The 25,467-nt window shown below is 58.1% G+C and carries 28 protein-coding genes; 19 read left to right on the top strand and 9 right to left on the bottom strand.

What is annotated here, in order from left to right; translation table 11 throughout:
* Nucleotides 1-23: 23 nt before the first annotated feature.
* The 4 genes from plsX (at nucleotide 24) to FGU71_RS10485 (ending at nucleotide 2,966) form a co-directional block, all read left to right on the top strand.
* Nucleotides 24-1,115, top strand: coding sequence for a phosphate acyltransferase PlsX (gene plsX / locus FGU71_RS10470; protein ID WP_142788517.1), 1,092 nt, complete (start codon nucleotides 24-26; stop codon nucleotides 1,113-1,115).
* Entirely contained in the window at nucleotides 1,112-2,089 is a 978-nt protein-coding gene (locus FGU71_RS10475) for a beta-ketoacyl-ACP synthase III (protein ID WP_142788518.1), read from the top strand. The genes plsX and FGU71_RS10475 overlap by 4 nt, the downstream gene beginning before the upstream one ends.
* A gap of 125 nt (nucleotides 2,090-2,214) precedes the next feature.
* Nucleotides 2,215-2,517 (top strand): integration host factor subunit alpha, encoded by a 303-nt coding sequence (locus FGU71_RS10480; protein ID WP_185960274.1) that lies wholly within the window; start codon nucleotides 2,215-2,217, stop codon nucleotides 2,515-2,517.
* A 23-nt stretch (nucleotides 2,518-2,540) separates the two neighbouring features.
* Complete coding sequence (locus FGU71_RS10485) at nucleotides 2,541-2,966, top strand: MerR family transcriptional regulator (protein ID WP_142788519.1); 426 nt, start codon at nucleotides 2,541-2,543, stop codon at nucleotides 2,964-2,966.
* Nucleotides 2,967-3,008: 42 nt separating this feature from the next.
* On the opposite strand, the gene FGU71_RS10490 is transcribed toward FGU71_RS10485, so the two are convergent.
* From FGU71_RS10490 to FGU71_RS10505, 4 genes are all read right to left on the bottom strand, one after another.
* Complete coding sequence (locus tag FGU71_RS10490) at nucleotides 3,009-6,431, bottom strand: AAA family ATPase (protein WP_142788520.1); 3,423 nt, start codon at nucleotides 6,429-6,431, stop codon at nucleotides 3,009-3,011.
* A 20-nt stretch (nucleotides 6,432-6,451) separates the two neighbouring features.
* Entirely contained in the window at nucleotides 6,452-7,234 is a 783-nt protein-coding gene (locus tag FGU71_RS10495; RefSeq protein ID WP_185960275.1) for a thioredoxin domain-containing protein, read from the bottom strand.
* A gap of 143 nt (nucleotides 7,235-7,377) precedes the next feature.
* Nucleotides 7,378-8,157, bottom strand: coding sequence for a DsbA family protein (locus FGU71_RS10500; protein WP_142788521.1), 780 nt, complete (start codon nucleotides 8,155-8,157; stop codon nucleotides 7,378-7,380).
* Nucleotides 8,154-8,747 carry a DUF721 domain-containing protein gene (locus FGU71_RS10505; protein WP_234035775.1) on the bottom strand — a complete coding sequence of 198 codons (594 nt, stop codon included), beginning with the start codon at nucleotides 8,745-8,747 and terminating at the stop codon, nucleotides 8,154-8,156. The genes FGU71_RS10500 and FGU71_RS10505 overlap by 4 nt, the downstream gene beginning before the upstream one ends.
* A gap of 38 nt (nucleotides 8,748-8,785) precedes the next feature.
* Between FGU71_RS10505 and FGU71_RS10510 the strand changes: the two genes are divergently transcribed.
* Nucleotides 8,786-9,817 carry an A/G-specific adenine glycosylase gene (locus FGU71_RS10510; protein ID WP_142788522.1) on the top strand — a complete coding sequence of 344 codons (1,032 nt, stop codon included), beginning with the start codon at nucleotides 8,786-8,788 and terminating at the stop codon, nucleotides 9,815-9,817.
* On the opposite strand, the gene FGU71_RS10515 is transcribed toward FGU71_RS10510, so the two are convergent.
* Nucleotides 9,814-10,035, bottom strand: coding sequence for a hypothetical protein (locus tag FGU71_RS10515; protein WP_142788523.1), 222 nt, complete (start codon nucleotides 10,033-10,035; stop codon nucleotides 9,814-9,816). The two genes, FGU71_RS10510 and FGU71_RS10515, sit on opposite strands and share 4 nt — an antisense overlap.
* A gap of 101 nt (nucleotides 10,036-10,136) precedes the next feature.
* On the opposite strand from FGU71_RS10515, the gene FGU71_RS10520 reads away from it, so the two are divergent.
* From FGU71_RS10520 to FGU71_RS10550, 7 genes are all read left to right on the top strand, one after another.
* Nucleotides 10,137-11,453 carry a serine hydrolase domain-containing protein gene (locus tag FGU71_RS10520; RefSeq protein WP_142788524.1) on the top strand — a complete coding sequence of 439 codons (1,317 nt, stop codon included), beginning with the start codon at nucleotides 10,137-10,139 and terminating at the stop codon, nucleotides 11,451-11,453.
* Nucleotides 11,453-12,364, top strand: a complete 912-nt coding sequence (nudC, locus tag FGU71_RS10525; RefSeq protein ID WP_142788525.1) for an NAD(+) diphosphatase — start codon at nucleotides 11,453-11,455, stop codon at nucleotides 12,362-12,364. The genes FGU71_RS10520 and nudC overlap by 1 nt, the downstream gene beginning before the upstream one ends.
* A complete protein-coding gene (locus tag FGU71_RS10530; protein ID WP_142788526.1) occupies nucleotides 12,361-13,053 on the top strand; it encodes a DsbA family oxidoreductase in 693 nt (230 codons plus the stop codon). Before nudC ends, FGU71_RS10530 begins: the two co-directional genes overlap by 4 nt.
* Nucleotides 13,050-13,961 carry a DUF1295 domain-containing protein gene (locus tag FGU71_RS10535; RefSeq protein ID WP_234035720.1) on the top strand — a complete coding sequence of 304 codons (912 nt, stop codon included), beginning with the start codon at nucleotides 13,050-13,052 and terminating at the stop codon, nucleotides 13,959-13,961. The genes FGU71_RS10530 and FGU71_RS10535 overlap by 4 nt, the downstream gene beginning before the upstream one ends.
* Before the next feature lie 98 nt (nucleotides 13,962-14,059).
* On the top strand, nucleotides 14,060-14,566 hold the full coding sequence (locus FGU71_RS10540; RefSeq protein WP_142788527.1) for a c-type cytochrome: 507 nt from the start codon (nucleotides 14,060-14,062) through the stop codon (nucleotides 14,564-14,566).
* Nucleotides 14,567-14,575: 9 nt separating this feature from the next.
* Nucleotides 14,576-15,247 (top strand): cytochrome b/b6 domain-containing protein, encoded by a 672-nt coding sequence (locus FGU71_RS10545; RefSeq protein ID WP_142788528.1) that lies wholly within the window; start codon nucleotides 14,576-14,578, stop codon nucleotides 15,245-15,247.
* 111 nt (nucleotides 15,248-15,358) lie between these two features.
* The gene (locus FGU71_RS10550) at nucleotides 15,359-15,550 is read left to right on the top strand and encodes a Flp family type IVb pilin (RefSeq protein WP_325053178.1); all 192 of its coding nucleotides are present in this window, start codon (nucleotides 15,359-15,361) and stop codon (nucleotides 15,548-15,550) included.
* A gap of 28 nt (nucleotides 15,551-15,578) precedes the next feature.
* On the opposite strand, the gene FGU71_RS10555 is transcribed toward FGU71_RS10550, so the two are convergent.
* Together FGU71_RS10555 and mgtE are read right to left on the bottom strand one after the other, a co-directional pair.
* The gene (locus FGU71_RS10555) at nucleotides 15,579-15,971 is read right to left on the bottom strand and encodes a DUF1489 family protein (RefSeq protein ID WP_142788530.1); all 393 of its coding nucleotides are present in this window, start codon (nucleotides 15,969-15,971) and stop codon (nucleotides 15,579-15,581) included.
* 30 nt (nucleotides 15,972-16,001) lie between these two features.
* Nucleotides 16,002-17,453 carry a magnesium transporter gene (gene mgtE, locus FGU71_RS10560; RefSeq protein ID WP_142788531.1) on the bottom strand — a complete coding sequence of 484 codons (1,452 nt, stop codon included), beginning with the start codon at nucleotides 17,451-17,453 and terminating at the stop codon, nucleotides 16,002-16,004.
* Nucleotides 17,454-17,575: 122 nt separating this feature from the next.
* Between mgtE and FGU71_RS10565 the strand changes: the two genes are divergently transcribed.
* The 7 genes from FGU71_RS10565 to FGU71_RS10595 all read left to right on the top strand — a co-directional run bounded on the left by FGU71_RS10565 (nucleotide 17,576) and on the right by FGU71_RS10595 (nucleotide 23,976).
* Nucleotides 17,576-18,037: a peptidylprolyl isomerase gene (locus tag FGU71_RS10565; RefSeq protein ID WP_142788532.1), complete on the top strand. Its 462-nt coding sequence runs from the start codon at nucleotides 17,576-17,578 to the stop codon at nucleotides 18,035-18,037.
* Nucleotides 18,038-18,056: 19 nt separating this feature from the next.
* A complete protein-coding gene (locus tag FGU71_RS10570) occupies nucleotides 18,057-18,989 on the top strand; it encodes an alpha/beta hydrolase family protein (protein ID WP_142788533.1) in 933 nt (310 codons plus the stop codon).
* Nucleotides 18,990-19,023: 34 nt separating this feature from the next.
* On the top strand, nucleotides 19,024-20,358 hold the full coding sequence (gene miaB, locus FGU71_RS10575; RefSeq protein ID WP_142788534.1) for a tRNA (N6-isopentenyl adenosine(37)-C2)-methylthiotransferase MiaB: 1,335 nt from the start codon (nucleotides 19,024-19,026) through the stop codon (nucleotides 20,356-20,358).
* Between the two features lie 242 nt (nucleotides 20,359-20,600).
* A complete protein-coding gene (locus FGU71_RS10580; protein WP_407644404.1) occupies nucleotides 20,601-21,545 on the top strand; it encodes a PhoH family protein in 945 nt (314 codons plus the stop codon).
* On the top strand, nucleotides 21,546-22,031 hold the full coding sequence (gene ybeY, locus FGU71_RS10585) for an rRNA maturation RNase YbeY (protein WP_142788536.1): 486 nt from the start codon (nucleotides 21,546-21,548) through the stop codon (nucleotides 22,029-22,031).
* A gap of 34 nt (nucleotides 22,032-22,065) precedes the next feature.
* The gene (locus tag FGU71_RS10590) at nucleotides 22,066-22,998 is read left to right on the top strand and encodes a hemolysin family protein (protein WP_142788537.1); all 933 of its coding nucleotides are present in this window, start codon (nucleotides 22,066-22,068) and stop codon (nucleotides 22,996-22,998) included.
* Between the two features lie 93 nt (nucleotides 22,999-23,091).
* Nucleotides 23,092-23,976: a LysR substrate-binding domain-containing protein gene (locus tag FGU71_RS10595; protein WP_142788538.1), complete on the top strand. Its 885-nt coding sequence runs from the start codon at nucleotides 23,092-23,094 to the stop codon at nucleotides 23,974-23,976.
* A gap of 41 nt (nucleotides 23,977-24,017) precedes the next feature.
* On the opposite strand, the gene FGU71_RS10600 is transcribed toward FGU71_RS10595, so the two are convergent.
* On the bottom strand, nucleotides 24,018-24,962 hold the full coding sequence (locus FGU71_RS10600; RefSeq protein ID WP_142788539.1) for a lysophospholipid acyltransferase family protein: 945 nt from the start codon (nucleotides 24,960-24,962) through the stop codon (nucleotides 24,018-24,020).
* The gene (locus FGU71_RS10605; RefSeq protein WP_142788540.1) at nucleotides 24,955-25,377 is read right to left on the bottom strand and encodes a Fur family transcriptional regulator; all 423 of its coding nucleotides are present in this window, start codon (nucleotides 25,375-25,377) and stop codon (nucleotides 24,955-24,957) included. Before FGU71_RS10605 ends, FGU71_RS10600 begins: the two co-directional genes overlap by 8 nt.
* Nucleotides 25,378-25,467 lie beyond the last annotated feature (90 nt).

Raw genomic sequence — 25,467 nt, forward strand, 5'->3', positions numbered from 1 at the left:
CTACATTGAACGGAGAGAGTGACATGAGCCTGCCGCGTATCGCTATTGATGCGATGGGCGGCGATGAAGGCGTGCGCGTTATGGTCGAAGGCGCTGCGCTGGCCCGTCGTTCTCACGATAATTTCAAATTCCTCCTTGTCGGAGACCAAGCGCAGATCGAAGCTGCGCTTGAAGCGCATCCCGGTATGCGTGACGCATCCGAGATACTTCATTGCGATGATGTGATCTCAGGTGACGAACAACCCAGCAAAGCCATCCGCCGGGCCAAGACAACCAGCATGGGTCTTGCGGTGAATGCCGTAAAGGCAGGCGCGGCTGGCGCTGCGGTCAGTGCCGGAAACACCGGCGCGTTGATGGCGATGAGCAAGATTGCCTTGCGGACCATGCCGGGCATTGATCGGCCTGCACTCGCTGCGATCTTGCCCACACTTGAACCCCATGATGTTGTGATGCTCGATCTGGGTGCCAACACCGAGGCCGATGCTCGCAACCTCGTGCAATATGCTGTGATGGGGGCGGCCTATTCCCGGATCGTAACCGGGTTTGAAAAACCCAAGGTGCGGCTCCTCAATATCGGCACAGAAGAAATCAAAGGCACAGGTGCCCTGCGCGATGCAGCGGCGCTTTTGACTCAGGCTTGCGCACGGGACGAAGGCGGTCTGGCGCTCGATTTTGATGGTTTTGTCGAATCCGACAAGATCAATCGCGGTGAAACCCATGTGGTTGTGACGGACGGGTTCTCCGGAAATATCGCACTCAAGGCGATTGAGGGGTCGGCGCGGTTTGTGACTGATCTGCTGAAACACGCATTTGCCAGTTCGATCCGTTCAAAAGTTGGTTTTCTGGTGTCGCGCCCGGCGACCGAATTGCTCCGGCATCACCTTGACCCCAACAATCACAACGGCGCGGTTTTTCTGGGCCTGAACGGTGTGGTTGTGAAAAGCCATGGCAGCGCGACCGCAAAAGGCGTGGCGAACGCAGTTACGGTTGCCGCGCGCTTGCTTGAAGACAAGCTGACGCAGCGCATCGCGTACGATTTAAGCGAGCTGGGCGAAGCGGCTTTTAAGAAAAATGGCAGCGGCTCGCCTGATTCGGCGGGCGAGGCTGCGGCGTGACAGGCGCCCGGCTTTTGGGATCAGGATCCGCGTTGCCGAAACGTGTTCTGACCAATGCCGATCTCGCGGCGCAGATTGACACCAGCGACGAATGGATTGTTGAACGGACGGGTATTCGTCAACGGTACATCGCTGGTGACGATGAAACCACATCGACGCTGGCCATTGCCGCTGCGCGCGCCGCCATAGACGACGCCGGAATCGATGCGTCTTCGATTGATCTGATCATCCTTGCCACAGCCACTCCGGACAACACTTTTCCGGCGACCGCAACGAAGGTTCAGCACGCTCTGGGATGCAATGGCGGCGTTGCCTTTGATGTCGCGGCCGTTTGCTCAGGCTTTCTTTATGCGCTTGCAACTGCCGATTCGCTGCTGAAAACCGGTATGGGAACGCGCGCTTTGGTGATTGGCGCGGAAACTTTTTCCCGCATTCTGGATTGGGAAGACCGTACAACCTGCGTGCTGTTTGGCGATGGTGCAGGGGCGATTGTGCTTGAGGCATCCGATACCGGCGCAGCGGGCGATAATGATGGCCCCGGCATACTGGCGAGCCGTCTTCATGCCGATGGCGGGCAGCATGATCTGCTTTATGTCGATGGCGGCCCATCTACGACCCAAACAGTCGGCCATTTGCGTATGAAGGGCCGCGAAGTTTTCCGTCATGCGGTCGTCAACCTTGCCAGTGTTCTTGGCGAAGTGATTGAAGAGGCTGGTATTTCGGTCGAGGATATTGATTGGGTGGTGCCGCATCAGGCCAATGCCCGGATCCTTGATGCGACTGCCAGAAAGCTTGGAATCCCGCGCGAAAAAGTGATTATCACGGTGGATCAGCATGCCAACACATCGGCCGCATCTGTGCCGCTGGCATTTGATGTGGCGCGCCGCGATGGCCGGATCAAATCCGGTGATCTTGTCATGTTCGAAGCGATGGGTGGCGGCTTTACCTGGGGCGCGAGTTTGATGCGGATCTGACCTTTGGGCCTGATTCCAAACATCTAACGACCCGATTTTTCTGCACAAAAGTTGCGATTGAAACCAGAATTGCGTACGCTGGATGCATCCTTAGAAAGGGTCGCACCAACGAAGGAGGTTCGCGCATGATGCGTTCAATAGGTACGCTTACTCGCGCCGATCTGGCTGAGACAATCAATCGTAAACTGGGATTCAGTCGGGCGGAATCGCTCGACCTCGTAGAGGCCATTTTGGAAAAAATGAGCAGCGCGTTGGTCGATGGCGAGAACGTGAAAATTTCCGGATTCGGCAGCTTTGTGCTGCGTGACAAGAACGAGCGGATTGGCCGCAACCCGAAAACCGGGATTGAGGTTCCGATTACCCCGCGCCGGGTGATGACGTTCCGCGCCAGCCAACTGCTCAAGGAACAGATCGCCAAAGGCGGTTAAACAGTCGGGAAAGACCTCTAGGCATGGCTGAGTTTGACGATGGTAAAGAGAGCGGCGCTTTGCGCACGATCGGCGAGGTCAGCGATGCTCTGGATATCAAGCCCCATGTTTTGCGGTATTGGGAACAGCAATTTTCCCTTTTAAAACCGCTTAAGCGCAGCGGCGGCCGACGGTATTATCGTCCTGCCGATGTTGAATTGGTCGAAGCGATCGACCGTCTCGTCAATCAGGAAGGCTACACTCTTAAAGGAGCGGAAGCCGTGCTGCGGTCCTCGGGCAAACCCGATCTTGATCGCCGCCAGGATGATCGGCGCTCGGGTGATCGCCGGGCGGGTGCAGACGGCGAAAGCGGTGGCGGTGCCGCGACCGATCTCAAACCGAAAGTCACCGCAGCGGTTGCAAAATTAAAAACGATCCGTGCGCGCCTTGCCGGAGCAATCGAGGCGTAGGAATCGGGTTTTTCGCAGGCAATTATGCTGTCTGGGAATGCTTTATTCGGCGGCCAACAGGGCTGCTTCGCCAAGATCAACACTGACGAGGCGCGAGACGCCTTTTTCCGCCATCGTGACACCGAACAATCTGTGCATCCTGCTCATCGTGACGGCATTGTGCGTCACAATCAGATACCGCGTGTTGGTGGTGGCGACCATCGATTCCAGCAAATCACAGAACCGTTCGACATTGGCGTCATCCAGCGGAGCATCCACTTCGTCCAGCACACAGATCGGTGCGGGATTGGTAAGGAACAGAGCAAAAATCAAAGCCGTCGCGGTCAAGGCCTGCTCGCCGCCGGAAAGCAGTGATAGCGACTGTAAGCGTTTACCCGGCGGCTGGGCGAAAATTTCCAGCCCCGCTTCCAGCGGATCATCGCTGTCGATCAAGGCAAGATGCGCCTGACCGCCTTCAAACAGGCGGGTGAACAAAACGCGGAAATGGCCATCCACCTCTTCAAAAGCGGCGCGTAACCTTTCGCGGCCTTCACGGTTGAGATTGCCAATCGAACCGCGCAGGCGGGCAACAGCCTCGGTCAGTTCGGCCTGTTCATTGGCATTGGTGCCGTGTTCCTCTTCAATCCGCGCAAGTTCATCGGCAGCGACAAGGTTTACCGGGCCAATCCGCTCGCGGCTGGCGGTCAATTTGTCCATCTGTTCGGATTCGGCGGAGGAATGCTGAACGTCCTCTTCGGCAAATTCAAACCGATCACACAGCAGCGGGGGCGGGCATTGAAAGCGTTCACCAGACACGCGGGCCATTTCGCCGCGGCGGGCTTCTTCGCTTTCGGCACGCGCGGCAAGAGTGGCGCGGCCTTCGCGGGCCTGGGCAAGGTTCTCCGTGCATTCGGCAAGTTTACGGTCCGCCAGCGTGACGGCGTCTTGCGCTGCGTCTTTGGCCTTTTCAGCAGCGGCAAGCTCGCGGCTCAGCTTTTCCCGCATCACGTCGCCTTGCTCGATCTCTGCGATCAGGGAGGCCGGTTTTGCCGCAATAACGGCGCGCTCTTCTTCGATTTCTTCCAGCCGCCTACCTGCTTCGGCTGTGCGCTGTGTGGCCTCGGATGAGCGCGCTTTCCAATTGGCATGATCGCTTTGCTGGGCAGCCAATCGTTCGCGCGCCACAGCGAGCGCCTGATCATGCGAGGCCAACTCCGCGAGGGCTGCCTGAACGCTGGTCTTGGCAGCCTCATGCTTGGCGCGCGCCGCTTCTAAAGAGGCTCTGCCCAAGTCGGGTGGGGGCAGGTTTTCGCGTTTCTCCTGTGCCGCATTCAATTCATTTTCAGCCAGATTGATCTGTTCTGTCAGCTCATCAGACGCAGCGGATAGCTCCTCTAGCCGAGTAGCGATGCGTTCTTTCGCAGCCTCTGCCTGATCCAGCGCCCGCAATGCATGTCGTTCTGTTTCAATCGCGCCGGAAACATCGCGTTCCTGGGCGACGAGCGCCGATTGCAGCGCGGATAATTCCTCGCGCGCTGTGCGTTCCTGCGCCTCCGCTTGCTGCGCAGTCGTTTGTAGATCGGGAAGGATCGCCTCGAGCTCGGACAAACGGTTTGCAGCCTCAAGCCGCGCCGCTTCGGCAGAGCCTTCACCGCGCGCCACAAACCCATCCCAGCGGCGCAAATGGCCAGCGGTTGTGACCAGCCATTCGCCGGCATTAAGGGTGCGGCCATCATCCTCTTTGGTGACATGGACAAGCGCGAGGCGGGCGCTCAATTCGCCCGGACAATCGGTGATGTGATCGAGCAAACTCTGGCTTACCCTCGGGCGCGCGTCGCTACCGGTCCAGAACCGCCCATCTGTAGGTGAAGGCGGGGCGCCAAGCGGCGATTTGGCATCTCGGCCCAAAACAGCGGCGAGGGCGCGTTCATACCCTTTGGCAACGCGGACTTTGTCGAGTGCCGCGGGCAGGCCTTCGCGGTTTTTGGCGTTTTTTGCCCGTGCATCGCGGTCGCGGGTGAGCGCGGTGTATTCGCGTTCGATCCCGGCAAGTTCGGCCTTTGCTGCGGACAGCGCAGAGCCTGCTTCATCGCGCGCTGTTTGCAGATCGGCTTTGCGGGCCTGGTCGCTTTCCAGCTTGGCCCGCAACCGGGCGACTTCATCGCCGGCGTCCTCGGCAGCTTCGCGTGCGGCGATCACCGCAAGATCAGGATCGCTGCCGTCGGAAAGCTCTTCACGGGTGGCGGCAATCCGCTTTGCGTCATTGGCCAGCCGGGACACTCGATTTTCGGCCTGTTCAATGGCGGCTGCTGCGACGCGCCATTCCGCCTCAACACCGGCATGATCGGCAGTGGCTTTGGCCAGAGCCAGCTCCGCTGTACGGCTGGCACGTTCGGCGTTTTCGCTCCGGTCGACGATTGCGGGGCGGGCGGCCTCTGCTTCGGTGACGCTTTGGTGGCCTGTCTCGAGTTCGCGGGACAAACGTTTAAGCGCGTCAACGGCGTCTGCAGTGAGACGGTCGGCATCTTTGCGGTCTTCTTCGAGTCGGGTGCGCTGCCGATCGAGGCTCGCAAGGCGCGATTCGGCGGCTTCCAATTTTTCCGAAAGCGATGCCATGCGGTGGCCATGCGCGCTGGCATCATCGCGGCGATCCGTCAGTTCATCGCGGGCCTCGGAAAGCTTTGCGGCGGCTTCTGCCTGTTCTTTTTGCGCGGTATCGGTTGCCGCTTGCGCCTGCGCCACGCGGTGTTCTGCGCCTTCGGCGGCGGCGCGGGCTTCCTTTGCTGCATAGGCCGCATCGCGCCAGCGGGCGAATAACAGCCGGGCTTCGGCCACAGTGATCTGCTCGGTTAAAGCTTTGTAGCGTTCAGCCTGTTTTGATTGACGTCTGAGCGACGCGATCTGCGAATCCAGACCCGCCATCAGGTCTTCGAGCCGCGCGAGGTTTGCCTCGGTCGAGCGCAGCTTGCTTTCGGCATCCTTGCGCCGGACATGCAGGCCGGAAATACCCGCCGCTTCTTCCAGCATTTTTCGGCGGTCAGCGGGCTTTGCAGCGATCACCTGAGCGATTTTGCCCTGACTAACGAGCGCCGGGGAATGTGCACCGGTTGCCGCATCTGCAAATGTTAGCGAGACATCTTTGGCCCGGACATCACGCCCGTTCACACGGTAGGCGCTGCCCGCCCCGCGCTCTATCCGGCGGGTCACGACTAGTTCTTCGCCATCGTCATCTGCTGCATGCAAGACGACTTCGGCAAAGGCGCGTTCGGGCCTTGAGGATGTGCCTGCAAAGATCACATCCTCCATTCCGCCCGAGCGCATCGACTTGGCAGAGGTTTCCCCCATGACCCAGCGGATCGCCTCGAGCAGATTGGATTTGCCGCACCCATTCGGGCCGACAACACCGGTTAATCCGGGTTCAATGCGCAGTTCAGCCGGCTCTACAAAGCTCTTAAATCCACTGAGCTTTAGCCGGCTGATCTGCATAACAGGGCGGTGTCCCGCTCTTACTCGCTGCGAGCGCCAGCGCGCTGCAGGATCGGTTCAAGCTGGGCCCAGCTGCGTTCTTCGAGCTTGCGACCGTTGAGGAAGAAGGTCGGGGTTGCTTGAACGCCAAGCTCTTGAGCCTGAGTGTTTGATGTTTCCGCGATGCCTTCAATCGTTTCGGTATCGGCAAGACAGGTCCGCGCCTGATCTGCCGAAAGACCGCGGGCCGAGAAGAATTCGATCAGGCCGGCCGCCTGACCAATCGCGACAAAGCGTTCCGAAACCGGCAGATTGCCAGAGGCTTCGTACGCAGCGGCGTTTTGCTGAACTGTCTGGAAAATACCCTCGAGCGAGGCCCATGCCTGATCCGAAAGCGGCTGCATGTTTTCTTTCTGACCGCAGCGAACCAGCGTTGCGATGGCAAGGTCAATCGGATCACGCACCAGATTGCGCTGTTCAAAGCTGACAACGCCGGTCGATACATAATCGGCTTTCAGTGAAGGTTTGGCCGTGGCGGAAAATTGCGCGCAGGCGCCGCATGTGTGTGATGCATATTCGACCAGTTTGATCGGAGCATCCGGGTTACCCAGAACATAGCCGCCTTCGTCGCTGACGGTGACGGTTTCGGTCCAGGCTGTGCCCTCGGGCGCGTCGATCGCGGCGATTGCTTCGCCTGCTTCGCTGCCCGCTTCGGCAGGGTCGCTGGCGCACGCAGCCAGAGTGAGCGCGATTGGCGCCGCCATGCCGAACGCGATTGAGCGGCGGCCTAGGTTGCTTTTGAATTTAGAACGGATCGAAATCATGCGAATTCACCTTCGGTCGAAAGAAAAAGAGTAAACGGGTGTTTCGGATTGCGCCAATAGCGCGAATGCACGGGCTTGTGCAAAAAACCTGCATAAGTTGGGGGTGGTTCGATTTGGCACGGTTTTGGTCGTTGGATCGCTGTTTATTGAAACTGAAAATCGGCTTCGGGTTCGGGTTTGAACCGATTGGCAAGGATCGGATACAATTCGGCCCATGAATTCACCCCTTCCAGCAATTCGCCATCCAATACGAAATGCGGGACAGCAAAGCCCAGTTTGCCGCCCGGAAGGCCGAATTCGGTGGTATCAGCGGCGCTGTTTGCGCGCAGGGTTGCGATTGCCGTCCGGTCGGTCAAACAGCGTTGTAAATCCATTTGCGAATAGCCTCGTCTGCGATCCATCATTTCGTTGAGGCGCAGTGTGTTGGACAATCCGGATCGCGCCGCATGCGTATCGCGTGACCAGGCCTGACGAGCAAAAGCGCCGGCATTTTCCCACCGTTCCTGCCATTTCGGTTGATACCGCATAAACATCGCGTGGTTCACTTTGAACTTCTCTGGCGCACCGCACCGGCTTAGCAGGCTCATGGGCATGTCGACGGGATGGTTGATGCGCTGACGGATCTCAACACTCAGCAGGCCGGGCGCGATCAGGGCGTAATCCAGTTCAGGATCGCCGCGAAAGGCAAATGTGTGGCACCCTTCGCAGGCATAGCTGGTGAAGACGATCAAATGCGATTTGGCATCGGGATTGCCAATGATGTGACCGCGATCCGTCCGTTTGACAGTGGCATGCCAGGCCTTGTTATTGGCGGTGCCTTTGAATTCGCTGTCGGGCTTGGAAAGATTTTGCGCAGTGGCAGAAACCGATAGGGCAGACACGCTGAGCGCAGCGAGCGCCAGTGCGCTGAATACAGCTTTCATTCCTGCCCCTTTTCCTTGTCGTTGTTTTCAAAGCTGCGCGCGAGCGATTCCAACACTTTGCGCAGCTCGGGATCGCCGATATCGCGCAAAGAATCGCCGAGTTCCATCGGAATCGGTTTGAGCGAAGGCGGCGGCTTTGCACGTTCTTGAGCATGGGGCGGCTTAACCGCACCTTGCCGGATTTTTACCCGTGCCACGGCGCGATAGCCGAAAAAGCGGTTTACGCGGTCCATAATCTCAGGCGTAACCTGCTGGATCAGCGGGGCGTGAGCCGGGCTGACAACCAGTTGCAGGATTCCGTCGGATTTTTCTCCCGGCGGAAAACGGATCGCCTCGGGGCTGCAAACGCGGGCGTGACGCGGGCCAACGATTTCCGGCCAGCGGGTAACGACCGAGCTTTGCACGAAGCCAAACCGACGGAAAGCGGTGCGACCAATTTCAGGCATCAGATCGCCAATCGCCTTTGGCCCGCGGCCACGCGGACGCTGATACGGTTTAGGGGCTTTTTTCGCCCCTTCACCTGCCCCTTTGCCGGCCCCTTTGCCGCTGGCCCCGGTTTTTTTCGGGTTTTGTGTGTCGTCGCTTTCCATCTCGTAAAAAGCCATGCCATAGGGCGCGCGTGACTTCCATGCCTGCTTCACTCTCATCCACGCTGCTCGATTGGTATGATGGCCATGCGCGCGTTTTGCCGTGGCGCAATCCGCCCGGCGCGCCGGTGCCCAATGACCCGGCGTGGCCGTATCGCGTATGGCTATCCGAAGTGATGCTTCAACAGACAACTGTTGCTGCGGTAAAACCATATTTTGAAAAGTTCACCGTGCGTTGGCCGAATGTGGATGCGTTGGCCGCCGCGCCGGATGAAGACATCATGGCGGCTTGGGCGGGCCTTGGCTATTATTCGCGGGCCCGCAATCTGGCGAAATGCGCAAAAGCGGTTTCGGAGCGTGGCGGATTCCCTCAAACCGAACCAGAGCTGCGCGAATTACCGGGGCTGGGCGCGTACACGGCGGCTGCAATTGCAGCGATTGCGTTTGGCGCACGGGCTGTGGTGGTCGATGCCAATGTCGAGCGGGTGGTATCGCGCCTGTTCAACATTGAAGAACCTCTCCCCGGTTCGAGAAAGGTGATCCGTGCGCGGGCGGATGAAATCACACCGAGCGCCAGATCCGGCGACTTTGCTCAGGCAATGATGGATCTGGGATCAAGCATCTGCACCAGCAAAGCGCCCAAATGTTTGGCCTGTCCTTTGATCAACCCATGTGAAGGCCGCAAAGCGGGGGAGCCGGAGCGGCTGCCGGTAAAGCCACCGAAGAAAGCGAAGCCGCAGCGATCAGGAACCGCGTTCTGGATCGAACGGGATAGCCATGTCTGGCTTGTCACCCGGCAAGGCACGGGAATGCTTGGCGGAATGAAGGCTTTGCCAGATGACGGCTGGACCGCGCGCAGCGATGGCACAGGTGCGCCTCCGATAGAGGCAGATTGGCAAGAAATCGGCGCGGTCACCCACACCTTCACGCATGCGCATCTCTCGCTATGCGTTCAGCGCGCAGAAACCACATCCGATCCACAGGGCGTAGGCGAGTGGTGGCCGTTTAGTGACATTGGCGAGGCGGGGTTGCCGACCCTGTTTGCCAAAGCCGCCCGGCTGGTGCTTGCCTAAATAATTCCGCCGCCAATCGATAGACGGATGGCAGCAATCAAAAGCACGATAAGGCAGAAATTGCGGCCACTATCGCTAGAGGATAACGCGCCAAGGATAACACCGATCACAATCACGGGCAGGGCAAGCCAATTGCCCCAGCCCAGGAATGGAATGGTCGATGGGATTACGATGACAAGTGAAATGAGGCCAAACAGCCAAGCGAGTAGATTAAGCATGTGTGTTATATGAATAGGACACCGCCGAGATTCAAGTGGTAATTGACCACTCACTCTAACTTCCCCAAACAGGCCGCCTACAATTCCCGGAGAGAACCCGAATGGCATATCGCAATTTTGAAACCACTGAACTTTCGCGTCGCACGCTTTTCCGCGGGGGCTCTTTGCTTGCCGCAGGGGCCGCGATCAGCACTCTGCCATTTGGACGCGCCGCATTTGCCCACGATGTAAGCCAGGCGTGGCCCAATGTCGCCGCGCTGGCGGACAAATATGTATCGAGCCGCAAGCTCGCGAACCTTTTTCTGACATTTGGCTGGGGCCAGAATGATCACGCCCACACCGTAGGCGGCGGAACATTGTCGCTCAGCGGGTCTACGCCGGTCGATGAAAGTTCGCTTTACCGGATTTATTCGATGACCAAGCCGGTGACTGGAATGGCGATCATGATGCTGGTTGATGACGGTTTGCTCAGCCTTGATCAGCCGCTGCATGATCTCATGCCGCAATTTCGCGATATGCAGGTTCTGGTCGATCCGGAAGGTTCGCTGGATGATACCGTGCCGACCAATACGCCGATCACAATTCGCCAGCTTCTCACCCACACTGCGGGTCTCGGTTACCTGATCACCAGCAAGGGTCCGCTGCTGGATGCGTATCGTTCCAACGGTCTTGTGGGTGGCCGGGTCAGCCGTATTCCAATTCCGGGTATTCCCTCGGTAACGCCTGCGCCCAATCTCGAAGTATGGGCTGATCGCCTTGCGACATTGCCGTTGATGTATCAGCCGGCAACCAAATGGAGCTATTCCTGCTCAATCGATTTGCTTGGCCGTGTCATCGAAGTCGCCTCGGGCAAGGATTTTGAAACATTCTTGAAAGAGCGCATTTTTGAACCTTGCGGCATGGCCAGCACATGGATGACTGTCCCTGAAAGCGAAGTCCCGCGCCTGACTGACAATTACGGCATTCTTGCCGGTATGCCGTTGCCGGTCGATCCGGCTGCGGTATCGATTTACACCGATGCGCCCAAGATCCCTTCGGGCGGCGGTGGATTGGTCTCTACACCCAAGGATTACGACCGCTTCCTGCGAATGCTGCTTGGCTATGGCAAGCTGGGCAAAGAGCGGGTGATGGGCGAAAATGCGGTCCGTGTCGGCGTATCCGATCTGTTACCGGCAACGGTCGATACCTCTGGTTCGTGGATGGCAGGACAGGGCCACGGTGCGGGCGGTCGTTCGGTCAATGGTACCTTCGGTTGGGGCGGGGCAGCAGGTACGCTGAGCGCGGTTGATTTCAACCTCGGCCTGCGTTCGGCGCTTTGGACGCAGTATATGCCAACAGAGGCATATCCGATCCGCGATGAATTCATGGCAGCGTTGGAAAAAGATCTAACCGCAATGCGCGCTGCCAAGGCAGCGTAATGGGCGGGGAGGCATTTCCGAGCGCCCCGATTGCTTTTGCAGGATCACCGATAGACCGCGCGGATAATATCCGCGTCGATCCTGATGCTTTGGCCGGGCATATGAACTGGCGCGCCAGAGTGCTTAAGCTGGACGGCTTATTGCCTGATATTGATGAGACGGGCGGGCTTGCATGGGGCACTTTGGCCGATGTCGACCCGGAAACGGAGCTCGTTTTTCTCGGGCTGCGGGATGACAAGGCGTGCTTTGCGCCTGTCCCTGATATTGGCGCGACCGGGCCAGCCTATGCAATGCCGCGCGCCTGGCAGCTGATGCAGCAATTGCGCGCCGAAGATCTGGCGATCTATGGCGGCGCGCGCAGCCTGGTTGATTGGCATGCCCGGCATCAGTTTTGCGCCCGCTGCGGGTCACGCACGCTTTTAACCAAAGGCGGCTGGCAGCGCGATTGCAGGCCCGAAGATCAGGGCGGCTGCGCAGCGCAGCATTTTCCGCGCACCGATCCGGTCACGATCATGCTGGTGGAGCATGAGGATAAATTGCTACTGGGGCGGCAACCGCGCTTTCCTCCGCGCATGTATTCGGCTTTGGCCGGATTTGTTGAACCGGGTGAAACCATCGAAGAGGCGGTTGCGCGCGAAATCTGGGAAGAGGCAGGCGTAAGGGCGCGCGATGTAAAGTATATCGCCAGCCAGCCATGGCCATTCCCCAGCCAGATGATGATCGGGTGTACATCGGTGACCGATGATCCCGAACTAACGATTGACGAGACCGAGCTGGATGATGCGCGCTGGTTCACGCGCGCAGAGCTTGAAGATGCACGGCGCGCGGGGCCGGATGGCAATGAACAGATGATATTCCCGCAAAAGTTCGCAATCGCGCATCACCTGATCGCATGGTGGCTGGATCGATGACCGATACGCTCACCATTGATATCTATTCCGACGTGATGTGCCCGTGGTGTGCGATTGGATATGGTCAATTGCAAAAAGCGCTGGGCACTCTTGAGGGCGAGATCGAAGCGGAAATCCGCTGGCGCCCGTTTGAGCTAAACCCCGATATGCCGACCGAAGGCGAAGAGCAGGAAGCGCATTTGCAGCGCAAATATCGCCGCTCTGCCGAAGAAGGCGCGGCTGTGCGCGGGCAAATGAGAGCCATCGCCGAGGAAGCGGGCGTTTCGCTGGTCTATGAAGGCGGTGAAGACCCCGCGCCGCCAGCGATGATGTGGAACACCCGCGATGCCCATATATTGCTCGGTTTTGCGCTGGAGCAGGCCGGGCCTGCGGTTCAAACGCAATTGAAACTGGCTCTGTTCAAAGCGCATTTTAACGAGCGCAAACGCATCGGGCAGCGCGATGTCCTACTCGACATTGCCGCTGAAACCGGACTGCACCGTGAAGCTGCGAAAGCCGCGCTTGAGGATCCAGAGCTGAATGCGCGCGTTGAAGCAGAAGAACGGCAGGCGTGGGACCTCAATATTTCAGGTGTCCCCGCGATGATCGTGAATGGCAAATTCATGATCCCCGGTGCGCAGGCTCCGGAAACCTACGCAAACGCGCTGCGCCGGGTGGCAGAAAAAAGCAGGAAACAGGCAGAACAATGAGCGAAGACGACGCAACCACAAAAATCGCCAAATCATCTGGCGGTGCCGGCAAAAGCATTATGGTTGCGGTTGTTGTCGCCGCGATCGGTTTGGCCTTTTCATGGTTCCTTGGCAGCCAAAGCCAAAATCTGGGCGGTTATTCGCTGGTCTTTATCTGCGGCGTCATCGCCTTTGGTGTGAACTGGCTCGCCTTCATTCCATCCGCCGCTGCGCAAAGTGACAAGTTTTACGACACGATGGGCGCGGTCACGTATCTTTCTGTGACGGGGATCGCCTGCCTCTTGTCAGAACAGCTGGATATTCGGGCAATCGTGATCGCCGCGATGGTGGCGATCTGGGCGCTCAGGCTGGGATCCTTTTTGTTCATGCGCATCCGGCGCGAAGGCGGGTCGGATTCCCGTTTTGAAAAGATCAAAGTCAATCCTGCGCGCTTCCTTGTCGCATGGACATTGCAGGCGGTCTGGGTAACTTTCACCGCCGCCGCTGCCCTTGTCGCGATCACCGCGAGCGAGCGGGTGGAGATCGGTATCTTCTTTTGGCTGGGCGCAGCAATCTGGGTGGTCGGTTTTGCCTGGGAAGTGATCGCGGATCGCCAGAAAAAAGAGTTTAAGCAAGACCCGTCAAACAAAGGCGACTTTATCAATGTTGGCCTGTGGCGCTGGTCCCGTCATCCGAACTATTTCGGAGAGATCACATTGTGGACCGGCATCCTCGTGATGACGCTGCCACTGCTATCCGGCACTGCATGGTTGGCCGTAATCTCGCCCTTGTTCGTGACCTTGCTGCTGACCAAAGTGAGCGGGATCAATTTGCAAAACAAGCAGGCCGAAGAACGCTGGGGCGATGATCCCGCCTATCAAGAATATCGCAAGAACACGCCCGCTTTGATCCCGATGCCGCCGGGCTAGGGAAAGGCAGCGTAATGTTCCTTGAAACATGGAATTGTTGTATGCTCGCCGCCGCAAGAGCCCGCCTGCGTGTCCCTATCAATTGAAGGAACCTCAACATGACCATGACATCTTTTCCGAAATTACGCCTGATCGCTATCACGGCGTCGATGGCGTTTCTCGCGGCATGCGGCGGCGCGCCGGATGGCGACGGCGCAGATGGCGAGGCTGCGGCTGATCAACCGGCGGTCATCGGTGAGCGGCAAGAAAACTTCGAAGCGATCGGCGATGCGTTCAAACTGATCCGCAGCGAGCTGGAGATCGACAACCCCGATTTCGCCGCTATCGGCAACGCAGCCACCGACATTAATGGGCGCGCTCAGAAGATCACCGGCTATTTCCCCGAAGGAACCAGCGTCGATGATGGCTATGATACCGAAGCCTTGGCGACAATCTGGGAAGACCCCACCGGATTTGAAACTGCGGCGCAAAATCTTGTCGATGCCAGCGCCGAAATGATGACTGTGGCGGCCAGCGGCGATGCGGCTGCGGTGGCGGCTCAGGCAAAAGAAGTCGGCGGGACGTGCAAAGGCTGTCACGATAAATTCCGTCTCGACGACGACTAAACCGCGACAATGGCGTTAACCCCGACCCGCCCGATCAAAGTCTGGGATCTGCCCTTGCGGCTGACGAAATGGAGTTTCGTCGGGCTGGTCGCGGCGATGTGGTACACGGCGGAAAATTCGCTTTGGTGGTGGCATACGCGGCTGGGTATGGTGCTGTTTGCGCTGCTGGTTTTCCGCATAATCTGGGGCTTTACGGGCACTCGCACAGCGCGTTTTGCCGCGTTTGTGCGCAGCCCTGCGACGGTCTGGGCCTATCTTCGCGGGAAAGAGACCGGTTTCACCATCGGTCACAATCCGCTGGGCGGGTTTGCCGTTCTGGCTTTGATCGGGGTGATGCTGGCGCAGGTCACGATGGGGCTGTTTGCAGGTGATCCCTATGATGGCGCGACCGGACCGCTCAATTCGCTTGTTGGCGTCATGACGGCGGATACAATCACAGATTGGCACGAGGATTTCCTGTGGGTCGTGCTCGGCATGGCGGGACTGCACATTATTGCAGTCAGCATCTATTCGTTTATCCGGCTCGATGATCTGATCGGTCCGATGATTACCGGAAACCGCGAGGAGCCTGCGTCGGTCGATGGGATCGAAGCCGTGCCGCGGGGCAGGGCGGCGGTTTCTTTCGCTATTGCGGTCGGGCTTGCGGCATGGGTGTGGCTGGGCGCACCTCCGCTAGGCTGATCATATCCTCCAGAGATGGCTATTTAGCGTTAACGCCGAATAAAGGCTGTAATGTCCGGCTTAGGTAATGTCGCTGGTCCATAGGGGGCATCCATCTTGGAGATTATGACTATGCGTTACGCAAACTTGGCACGGCACTATTTGACTAAGCTTGCGTCTGACCAGAGCGGTGCGACGGCGATCGAATATTCTCTGATTGCGGGTCTGGTATCCATCGCAGCGATTACAGCTATGGCGAGCCTCGGCAGCCAGCTGAGCGATACGTTCAGCAGCACCAATGAAATACTTGCAAATAGCGGTTAAATTCGGTCACGCGGTCATGCCAGACGGATCAGATCAACCCTAACCGTTCCAGCTTCGCCGCCATCTTGCCCGGCAACACATCGCCCACCTCTTCGCCATCGGCCAGATCGCGGGGCGCGTCATCTTCTTTCAGATAGCGCCAGCCCTGATGCGCGCGCTTGCGTTTCTGATGGACGCGGACAAGTTCCGGTTTCAGGTTGATGTTCCAGCGGCCATCGGCTGTTTCCGTAAAGCTCAGAATTTCGGAACGCGCGACCAGCGAGTGGTTCAAAATCCAATAGAGCGATCCGCCAACCATTTCCGCGTGGCGGGTAGGGCGGTTGCGGGTGGTCAGCGCAATTTCGCTGCGGTTTTCATACCAACTGGCCAGATCGGCCCAGCTTTTCGCGCCAAAGGCGATTTTGGTCATGTGAAGGGGCATGGGTGCAAGATAGAGCGAAGCGCAAAAGGCTCAACCCATGCCCACCAATCCGCTCACAACTGCGAGGCCGAGGAAGGCGAAAAAGCCCATGGAATCGGTGATCATTGTCACGAACACCGAGGATGCGACCGCCGGATCCTGATTCAAACGTTCAAAGATCACAGGGACCAGAACACCCGCCAGCCCTGCGACTGCGATGTTGATGATCATCGCGGCGGCAATCACAGCGCCCATCATCGGGCTGTAAAGCAATCCGGCGGCTATCCCGATCAGGATCGCCACGGTCGCTCCGTTTAAAACCGCGACGCGCAATTCCTTCCAGAGAATTTTGCGGGTGTTTGTACGGGTCAACTGATTGGTCGCAATCGCGCGTACCGAAACCGCCATCGTCTGCGTGCCTGCATTGCCGCCAATGCTCGCCACGATTGGCATCAGCACCGCAAGCGCCACCAATTGTTCAATCGCTGCGCCAAAAAACGCGATAATGGCCGAGGCAACCACAGCGGTGCCCAGATTGGCAATTAGCCAGCGAACACGGCTGGAATAAGCCTCGCGGATTGGCTCGTTAATGTCGCCATCACCCGCACCCGAAAGCAGCAAAGCGTCTTCGCCCGCCTCTTCGGAGATGATGTGGACGATATCATCCACGGTCATCTGGCCCACCAGACGCCCGCTATCATCGACGACAGCAGCCGAAATCAGAGCGTATTTTTGAAACATCAGCGCGACCTCTTCCTGATCCATGCTGACAGGGATCAGGGTCTGGTCACGTTTCATCACATCGGTCAGCGCGACCGTGCGCGGCGTGGTCAAAATCCAGTTGAGCGAACACGTGCCAACGGGATGGTGCGAGGCGTCGATCACAAAAACTTCAAAGAAATCGTGTTCCAGATCGCCTTCTTCGCGCAGATAATCAATCAGATCGCCGACCGTCAGATGTTCAGGCACCGCCATCACGTGACGGTTCATCAAACGGCCCGCGGTTTCCTCTGGATAGGCCAGCGCGGAATTGACGGCCGCCTGCGTTTCCGGTTCCAGCTCGGCGATGATCGCTTTCTGGTCGTCTTCGTCCAGATCTTCGAGCAGCTGGACCGCATCATCGGTTTCCAGCTGTTCCGCGATGGTGGCTACCGCTCCCGGGTCGAGCGCCTCCATCATCACTTCGCGGACGTGATCATTCAGTTCTGCGACCACATCGCTGGTCATCAAATCGGTGATCGATGCGGCCAACTGGGCGCGTTCATCGCTGTCGAACAGCTCGATCAAATCGGCAATATCCGCCGGGTGCAGCGGTTCGACCAGGTCATACACTGCGCCTTTGTCACCCGCTTCGAGCGCGTCTCTTACGCCGCGCACATATTGGGGTTTCAGGCGGTTTTCCTCATCGTGACGTTCATCATCGATCCGGTCGTCAGGGCGCACTTCCTCATCGGCGGTATCGGCCGTCAGGGTTTCTTCGTCGAGGGCGCTTGGATCGACCATATTCGCGGGTTTAGAACCGCTTATCCGAAAAGCAAGCGAGACGGATGACTTGAAGGCCACTTGATGGTGACTCGGGCGTCAAAAGCCGTTAGGTGCGCGTTCAAATCAAAGGAGATTCACCCATGGCAGACACACTTACATTCACTCTCGACACCGGCGATGGCACCGGAAAAGACGTAGTAATCAAGCTGCGCCCGGACCTTGCGCCGGGCCACGTTGCGCGCATCACCGAACTCGCCAGCGAAGGTTTTTACGATGGCGTGGTGTTTCACCGCGTTATTCCCGGCTTCATGGCGCAGGGCGGCGATCCGACCGGGACCGGCATGGGCGGCAGCGACAAGCCTGATCTGAAAGCCGAATTCAACGCCGAACCGCACAGCGAAGGCACATGTTCAATGGCGCGCTCGCAAATGCCCGACAGCGCCAACAGCCAGTTTTTCATCTGTTTTGAAGACGCCGAATTCCTTGACGGTCAATACACCGTGTGGGGCCAGGTCCAGAGCGGCATGGAGCACGTCCACGCCCTGCCAAAAGGCGAGCCGCCCGCGCAGCCGGGCAAAATCGTAAAAGCCACTGTCGCCTAAGCGACCGAGGGAAATTGAGGTGACGCTTCGCTGGTCTGCGGTTGCATTCTTGCTGCTGCTGTCAGGTTGCGTCACCTATCCCAATATATCCCAATCGCGCAGTCCATGTCGGCTGGAACCCGGTGGGTGGTGCGCATTCGTGCGGGAGGCTGCGGTTGATGCCTATCCCTATGCCATCGCGGCGACCAACACCTATGTTGGCGATGATGATCTGTTCGAGGATATAGGCCCGAACCTTGTTTTGGTGGAGCGGCTGGAAATCGCCGAGGAAGATGCGGAAAAAGGGTTTGATTACCGCATTTTCGAACAATTTGCCGCTGGCAGCAAAGCAGATCCCGAGCGTCAGCCCATTGCCCGTATTCTCGCCTTTCGCGGCACTGATACAGGCAGCCTGTCCGATATATTCTACGGGACGCTGCGCGATGATCAGATCGATATTGCTCTGAAATATTATCGGGCAGAGCGCGATCGCTGGGGCAGCGGAGTGCAGTGGGTGGCGACCGGACACTCATTGGGCGGAGCGCTCGCAACCGAAATCTCGGCCCAATATCCGTCTGTGCGTGCGTATCTGTTCAACACGTCACCATTTTACCGCAGCAAAGCGAAGCAAAACGATATGTACCGCACCGTTTTCAACGAGCGCGGCGAGGTTCTGCGGCGCTTTGCAAAATTCAGCGCATCTCCGGCGGCGGACGTATTCACTCTTAATTGCGCGCCGCAAAAGGGCAGTTTTACCAAGCATAAGGTAAGGCCGCTGGCCGATTGTCTCACATGGATCGCAGCCTATGAAGATGCAGATGCAAAAGCGGTGGTCGATGCCAATTCGCTGAAAAAACCGATGGTTGAATGCGGGCCGGATGACAAACTGCATCCCGGCACCAGGCCGCCTTACATCGAGCCATGCGTCCATCAGGGGCGGCGTGACAAGCCAGCGGATGGCGACTCCGATTGATCCGGTCGGCGCTTACCGCTAAACGCGCGCCATCATGAAACCTACCAATCCCCCAAAGACCTACAGGGTCAAAAGCTTCGGCTGCCAAATGAACGTCTATGATGGCGAGCGTATGGGGGAGCTTCTTACCGAAAAGGGGCTGAGCCCGGCACCCGAGGGTGAAGACGCCGATCTGGTGGTTCTGAACACCTGCCATATCCGCGAGAAAGCCGCCGAAAAGATCTATTCCGATATTGGCCGCCTGACCAAAGGCAAGACGCAGAAAAAAGCGCCGATGATTGCGGTGGCGGGCTGCGTCGCCCAGGCAGAGGGCGAAGAGATCATGACCCGCGCTCCGGCTGTGTCCATGGTCGTCGGGCCGCAGGCCTATCACCGCCTGCCCGAGATGCTCGACAAAGCGGTGAAGGGCGAACGCGCCACCGATACAGATATGCCTGCGATTGCGAAGTTCGATTCGCTCCCGCAGCGTAAACGCCGCTCCCCCACAGCGTTTCTGACTGTACAGGAAGGGTGCGATAAATTCTGCACCTATTGCGTGGTGCCCTATACTCGCGGCGCAGAAATTTCACGTCCGTTCAATGATTTGGTCGATGAAGCGCGCAAACTGATCGAGGTTGGCGCGCGCGAAATCACGCTGCTGGGCCAGAATGTGAATGCATGGTCGGGTGAAGACACAAAAGGACACAAGGTGGGGCTTGCCGGCCTGATCCATGCTCTGGCGAAGCTCGATGGGATTGAGCGTATCCGGTATACGACCAGCCATCCCAATGACATGGACGACGCGCTGATCGCGGCGCATGGCGAGGTTGAACAGCTGATGCCGTATCTCCATCTGCCGGTGCAATCGGGCAATGACCGCGTCCTGAAAGCGATGAACCGTTCGCACACCGCCGAAAGCTATTTGAGATTGCTCGAACGGTTCCGCGAAGTGCGCCCTGACATCGCGCTCTCGGGTGATTTCATCGTCGGCTTTCCCGGCGAGAGCGAGGCGGAATTCGAAGACACGCTGAGCCTTGTTGATGAGGTCCGCTATGCTCAGGCTTACAGTTTCAAATATTCCCCGCGCCCCGGCACGCCTGCGGCGACAATGGACAATGCTATCGCCACAGAGGTGATGGATGATCGCCTGCAACGCCTGCAAGCCCGGCTGAACCGCGATCAGATCGCCTTTAACGAGGCAAGCGTCGGCAAAACGTGCGAGGTCTTGGTCGAACGCAAAGGCAAATTGCCCGGCCAATGGCTGGGCAAGTCGCCTTGGCTGCAATCGGTCTGGTTCGAAGGCGAGGCCGAAATTGGCGAAATGGTTCGGACCGCGCTGATCGAAGGCCGAGGCAGCTCTATGCAAGGACGATTGTTGGATCGCGTTTGAGGGCGCATTGCGGCGCCTTGTGCGCGGCGCGTCCATGACTTTCCACCGATAAGCGACGGGGTGAAACTTGCTTTCGGCTTCGCGCTGCTTACCTTTCCGACTCAGGCAACAGGCCAACTGAAAAGGAAACTATGGGCCGTAGACCAACTCGCGCAGCTGACTCTCAGGGAGAGCCCAAGCTTTCTCCCGATCCTCGCAACATCGCAATTCCGCTGCGTGCGTCCCGGCGCGCCAAAGCGGAAGTGACCTTTGACAACCAATCCCTGCTGGGCCTGCTATTTGGCGAATTTGATGCCAATCTGGTGCAGGTGGAAAACCGGTTAAGCGTGATGATCCACGCGCGCGGCGATAAAGTGGTGATCGAGGGACTTGAGGATAACGTCGCCCGTGCGCGAGAGACGCTTCAGACGATGTATGATCGGCTGGCCAAGGGGCAGGATCTGGATGCGGGCGCGGTTGAATCTTTGATCGCCATGTCAAACGAGCCAACTTTGGAAGGCATCATCAGCGGCGAGAAACAATCGCCGCCGATTATGATCCGCACGCGCAAGAAAACCATCGTGCCGCGCTCTGCCGCGCAGATCGAATATATGCGCAGCCTTGCGCGCGATGACATCATCTTTGCGCTTGGACCTGCGGGTACTGGCAAAACCTATATCGCAGTCGCTCAGGCCGTTAGCCAGCTGATCAGCGGCAGCGTTCAGCGCCTGATCCTGTCGCGTCCGGCGGTCGAAGCGGGCGAGAAACTCGGCTTTTTGCCCGGCACAGAGAAAGAGAAAGTCGATCCGTATCTGCGCCCGCTTTACGATGCGCTCAACGATTGTATGCCGCCCGAGCAGGTGCAGCGCCGGATCGACAGCGGAGAGATCGAAATCGCCCCGATTGCCTTTATGCGCGGCCGAACGCTCGCCGATGCGTTTGTGATCCTGGATGAGGCGCAAAACACCACGCGCGAGCAGATGAAGATGTTCCTTACCCGCTTTGGCCAGAATAGCCGGATGGTGGTGTGCGGCGATCCGCGTCAGGTCGATATTCCCGGCGGTGACCGGATGAGCGGGCTTGCCGATGCGGTCGGCCGGCTTGAGGGTGTCGATGGGTTCGGCACGATCCGCTTTACCGCTGCCGATGTGGTACGCCACCCGATCGTGGGCCGCATTGTCGAAGCGTATGAGGGACCAACCGAGTAGGTGGAACTCGACATTGATATTGAAGATTGGCCCCAAGGTGAGTGGGAAGCCTTGGCATTGCGCGCGGCAGACGCTGTTGCGGGCAAAGAGCCTGCGCTTGCCAATCCGCGGCTATCGGTCAGCGCGCTGTTCACCAGCGATGCCGAGGTGCACACGCTCAACCGTGAATGGCGTGATCGGGATAAACCGACCAATGTTCTGAGCTTTCCGATGATGGAGCGGGATGAGCTGCTGGCTCTGACACAAGACGGCCCGCCGGCCATGCTGGGCGATCTGGCATTGGCATATGGAACCTGCGCACAAGAGGCCGAGGAAAAGCGCATTCCGCTGGCCGATCATGCGGCGCATCTGATTGTGCACGGATTGCTGCACCTTGCCGGACACGATCATGTCAAATCTGATGCACAGGCTGAGGAAATGGAGGGTTTAGAGATACAGATACTTGCAAAAATGGGGATCCCGGACCCATATGGGGATCGAACATGACAGGCGCTGAGAATTAAAGGGCCCGAAAACAACAATGCCCGATCCCCAATCCCCCGCCGGAGACGCGGAGAGTAGCAGCGGACTGTGGTCCGCTATCCGTAAAATCCTGAAAGTCGGTGACGACGGACGTTCCTTGCGCGAGCAGCTTGAGGAAGCGATCGACGAGCACGAAGACGAAAACGAGGATCACGACGCTGGCCAAAATGGCAGCGGCAATGGTGATCTATCGCCGGTAGAGCGTCAGATGATGCGCAACCTGCTGCATTTCAGCGAGCACGACGCCGATGATGTCGCTGTGCCGCGCGGTGAAATCGTGGGCGTAGAGGCTTCGATAAGCTGGGAAGACCTGGTTCAGGCTTTCAGCGAAAACGGCCATTCGCGCTTGCCGGTTTATCGTGAAAAGCTCGATGATGTGATCGGTATGATCCATATCAAGGATGTTTTTCCATTTCTGGCAAACGGCAAAAAGCCGCCTCGTGATTGGACAGTGTTGATGCGCCAGCCGCTTTATGTGCCGCAATCGCGCGGGGCGCTGGATGTGCTGGCCGATATGCGGACACGCCGCGTCCACCTTGCCATTGTGCTTGATGAATTTTCCGGGACAGACGGGATTATCACCATTGAAGACCTCGTTGAGGAAATCGTGGGCGAGATCGAGGATGAACATGATGAAACGCCGGAGGCGCTGATCGTGCCGATCGGTGATGGCATGTGGGATTGCGATGCGCGCGCGGAATTGGAAGATGTCGCCGAAACCATCGATCCGCGTCTGGGTGAAGTGGAAGAATCGGTCGACACGCTTGGCGGGCTGACCTTTGTTCTGGCGGAACAGGTTCCTCCGGTCGGAGCGATTGTGGAACATCCGAGCGGCTGGCGGATTGAAATAACAGGCGGCGATGAAACGCATGTCAAACGCCTCCGATTGCACGCTCCGGCGGAGTTCACAGATGAGAATGGCTTGCAGTAATCGCATGTAATCCGCCAAATTTGCAAATTTTCTTCGATTTTTTGCATCCCAGGTCTTGGCGCTGCGTATCTCTTCATAGAAGAGGAGATGATAATGCCTTCACGCCGTTTGCCCCCACTGCGCGCCCTTGAGGCGTTTATGCGCACGGTCCGCCTTGGATCGGCCCGCGCTGCTGCAGAAGAGATCGGGCTGAGCCCGTCCGCGCTTTCGCGCAGGATCACCAATCTTGAAGAGTTTGTGGGCAAAAAATTGTTCACGCGCGCGCGTCAATCGATGCAGCTTACCGATGAAGGGCAAGCATTTTATGAAGCGGTGAACCCGCATCTGGAATCGCTGACCCGCGCGGTGGAAAGTCAATCCGACAACATTTCCCTGCTGCGTTTGCGGCTGGGCGTTTTGCCCTTGTTTGGCAGCCAGCGCCTGTTTCCGCGTTTGGGTGAGCTGCGCAAACGCCATCCGCTGCTTCACATCGATATCGATACAGGCCCGCATCTCGAAGACCGTGTCGGCGACACTTTGGACGCTGCGATTATTCTTTCGCGGGGACCGGCAACGGGCCTTCACGCCGTTCGGCTGGATCACAATCTTGTCCATGCGATCTGTAGCAAGGAAATCGGGCGGGCCATCGGCGAGAATATGGACCGCGAAGTTCTAGAAAAGCAGACCTTCCTTACCCATACCGAGCTGCCGGAGAGTTTTGCCGCATGGAAAAAGGCGCACGGGCTGGATGATCTCGAACCGGCTGCCATAGACCATTACGATTCGGGCCAGTTGATGCTGGAGGCGGCGGCGCAAGGATTGGGCATTGCGATTATGCACGATGACCATATGCGCCGCGCGGCAGACAATCGCCTGACGGATCTTTCGAACAAGACGGTCGAAAGTCCGTACAGCTATTGGTTCGTGTGCAAGCCTAATGCGCTAGAGGCGCGGCCTGTGCGGTTGTTCCACGATTGGTTGGTACGCGCAGGGCTATAATTCGCAGCGCTTGAGAAATCGCGGAATTAAAGACCGCAGGGTTAAAGATCGGCGTCGTTGGGAACTTCGACGTTGATCTTGCCAACGCCCACTGCACCGGTTGGCGCGTTGTAGCGGACAGGCGGAACGTCATGGGCAAACTGGCGCACCGGCTTACCCAGCGCTTCGCATAGCGCTTCTTCGATCCGGCGGCGCGATTCAGCGCCAATCGCCTTGCGACCTCGGAAATCCTCTGGGCTGAACGGCTCGAGAAAGTGCATGTGCAGCTCAAAAGTGCCGCGCCGCGCCAGGACGCGTTTGGCATTGTTGATACCGGTTTCATTCCCGACCCAGCCAATCCATTCAGACACCTCGCCGTAATCAAGCAAGACCGGCTGAACCATCACACCGGGCGGAGGGGGTTCAAGCACGCTCAACATGCTGGTTTTGAACGGCAAAAGCGAATGGCCGTCGGTCGTTGTGCCTTCGGGAAAAACGGTGACGGACCAGTTATCTTCCAGCGCCTCTCGCAGGGCGTTGATTTGTTCGGCCACGCCAAGGCGGTGTTCACGCTTTACAAAAACGGTGCGGTTCAAAGAGGCAAGCCAACCGACCAGTGGCGCAGTGGCAAGTTCAGCTTTGGCCACAAAAGCGGTGCCGCATGCCCCTGCCATCGACAGGATATCAAGCCATGAGACATGGTTGGCGACGTAAAAGACATCGCGTTTGAGATGGGTGCCGTGAACTTTGACCCGCGCACCGGAAACCCGCGCGGCATAGCGCAGGAACAGCATCGGGAAGGGCGAACCATAACGGAATGTGCGGTACAGATAGTGGAGCGGGACAAAGATGATTATCAAAGCCAACAGCGCGAGCGAGCGCACCACCACGCGAAACCATCCGCCAAACGACAATGGAGTCGTATCTCCGCGAGCCGCTTTAACCCGCAAATTCCAGATCTCGCTACCGGGAGCGCCGATCCCGTGATCCTGAGCGTTATCAGTCATCACGCGAAAGCCGTACACCGTACAATTCCATCCGGTGATCGACCAACCGATAGCCGAGTTTTTCGGCAATTTGCCGTTGCAGCGATTCCACTTCGGGATCGACAAATTCAACGACCTTGCCGGTTTCGACATCAATCAGATGATCGTGATGCGCCTCGGGCACGGGTTCATAGCGCGAACGGCCATCGCCGAAATCGTGACGGTCCAATATGCCCGCTTCTTCAAACAGGCGCACTGTGCGGTATACGGTCGCAATCGAAATTTTGGGATCAACTGCCGATGCGCGCTCGTGAAGCAATTCCACATCGGGGTGGTCATCGCTGTCCGACAGGACTTTGGCGATCACGCGGCGTTGCTCGGTGATCCTCAGCCCTTTTTCGGCGCACAATTGTTCAAGATCGATCTTCTGGTTCACGTACAGCTCCGTCGCCCTACGGGCTGCATTGCGTGATTGCGCAGCAGCCCAAAAGGGAAGCACCCCGTCTCTTAGACGAGACGAGGTGCT

Source organism: Erythrobacter insulae, assembly GCF_007004095.1.
Classification (GTDB): Bacteria; Pseudomonadota; Alphaproteobacteria; order Sphingomonadales; family Sphingomonadaceae; genus Erythrobacter; species Erythrobacter insulae.